2 protein-coding genes are annotated in these 1,706 nt (G+C 64.0%); both read right to left on the reverse strand.

What is annotated here, in order from left to right:
- Positions 1 to 225: 225 nt before the first annotated feature.
- Complete coding sequence (locus tag ACIPV6_RS23665) at positions 226 to 372, reverse strand: hypothetical protein (RefSeq protein WP_400273236.1); 147 nt, start codon at positions 370 to 372, stop codon at positions 226 to 228.
- A 188-nt stretch (positions 373 to 560) separates the two neighbouring features.
- The coding region (locus tag ACIPV6_RS23670; protein ID WP_400273237.1) for a DUF4192 domain-containing protein at positions 561 to 1,706 on the reverse strand (1,146 nt) is incomplete at its 5' end.

The following is a 1,706-nucleotide window of genomic DNA, read 5'->3' on the forward strand; positions in this document are numbered from 1 at the left end:
CCGCCCGCCCACAAAGGCGAACGTCCCGACCATGGGTTCAGTCGCCGATCATGTGATGGATGGTTCGGTCGATGGTTTCGTGCACGCGTTCGAGTGGCGGGCACTATGTTGCCCCATTCCTTTGGAATGGCGGAAGAGCCGGCACCAACGTCAAGTTGGTGCCGGCTCTTCCTGTTTTCCCTCAGCAAAAGGAAACTTGTGGGTGCAGCGTCGTCGCTGCAAGGGTTAGAAGTCTTGCGGGGTTTTCTCCCAGGAGATGTCCACGACGGCGGGTCGCTGGTCCATGGTGAGAATGCTCAGTTCGAGGATGTCCTCGGCGTGGGTGTTGCCAGAGGGTGCGTCGTCTTCTGTGAGGACGAAGTCGTGGCTCATGAGCTGCTCCCTGGCGTTCGTGGAATCGGTGGTTGTTCCACTGTAGCCCGACGGCAGTCATGTCTGTGTTTGGTGTGGGGCTTCGCCCGCGTCAGCGTTGGATCGGCGGCCGGCGGTGCGCCAGCGGAGGAGGCCGCCGACGCGCCGGTGGGGCCGGAACCGTTGCCGGTCCCGGCCCCTTATCGGGTCTAGCGCTTCTTGTACCCGGTGGTCTCATCGGCGGCGACGGGGGCGATCCTGCCGTTGCCGATGATTTCTTCCATCAGTTCCGCCAGCCGGTACCCGGGCACGTCGTCCAAAGCTGCGGTGAAGTGCTCACCGGCCACGGAGGATTGACCCTTGAGGTAGGAGAGCCAGCCGATCACCGTCAGCAGCGGCGCCCGGTAACTTTCCGGGGCGGCGGTTATCAGTTCCCGGGCGATTTCCTGAGCGCGGTCCACCCGTGCCCAGTCCGGAGTAATACCGACGCCAAGGAGCAGATAGGCGCTGCCCTCCGCGTCGGTGCGTTCCGGTTCGATCACGGTGCACATGAGTACATCGCGCAGGGCCGGGTATTGGAAGCAGGCCAGCAGTTGCACGGCCGTGTCCGGGCCGATCGGTCGGCCCTGCTCGATGGACTGGTTCCACAATTCCCGGCCGTTGATTTCCTCGCTGTACTGGAGCACGTGCCCCGCGTGATCAATCTGTTCGGCAGTGTCAGCCGGGCCGCTGAACGGCTCGTACCTGGTGCCGGGGGCGGCTTTGTAGCTGCTGCCCCGGTAGATCATTTCGGCATTCAGGTTCCCGTCCGTGATGGACTCCAAGGACTCGATGGGGCAGCACTGCGGGTCATCGCAGAGCAGGTTCTTCCAGTGCGCCGAGGTCACCAGCCATGCATCTTTCAGTGGCATCCCGGTCGCGTCGAGGGTTTCGACGATCGCCTCGATGTGATCCTGGAACGGGCGGGCCTCGCCCTGCGCGGCCCGCTGGTCGGTGTAGACGGCCAGCACGGCGGCGTTCGCTACGGTGTCCAGCGCGAGGTAGTCGGCCATGGCGCGGGCGAACCCTGCCGTGTTCGCATCACGAGGGGCGTCGACGCGCAGGGTCGCGCCGAGCGCATTCCCGCGCATGGTGATGAACACGAAGGATTCCCGGGGCGCGAAACCGAGGGTGTGCGGGATGAAGCTGAGGATGTCGGCGGGGCTGGTGATGCGCAGTTCGTTGGTCATTTTGTTCTCTTGTCCTTTGCTGAGGATTTGTTGGTGGGTGGGGCGCTCGTGGTGAGTGGCCAGCTTCCCCTTTCCCGCCTCGTTGTTTTGGCTGCTGGCGAAGCTTGCGAGCTGTTCCCGACGGAG

Source organism: Paenarthrobacter sp. NPDC089988 (assembly GCF_044748465.1).
Classification (GTDB): domain Bacteria; phylum Actinomycetota; class Actinomycetes; order Actinomycetales; family Micrococcaceae; genus Arthrobacter.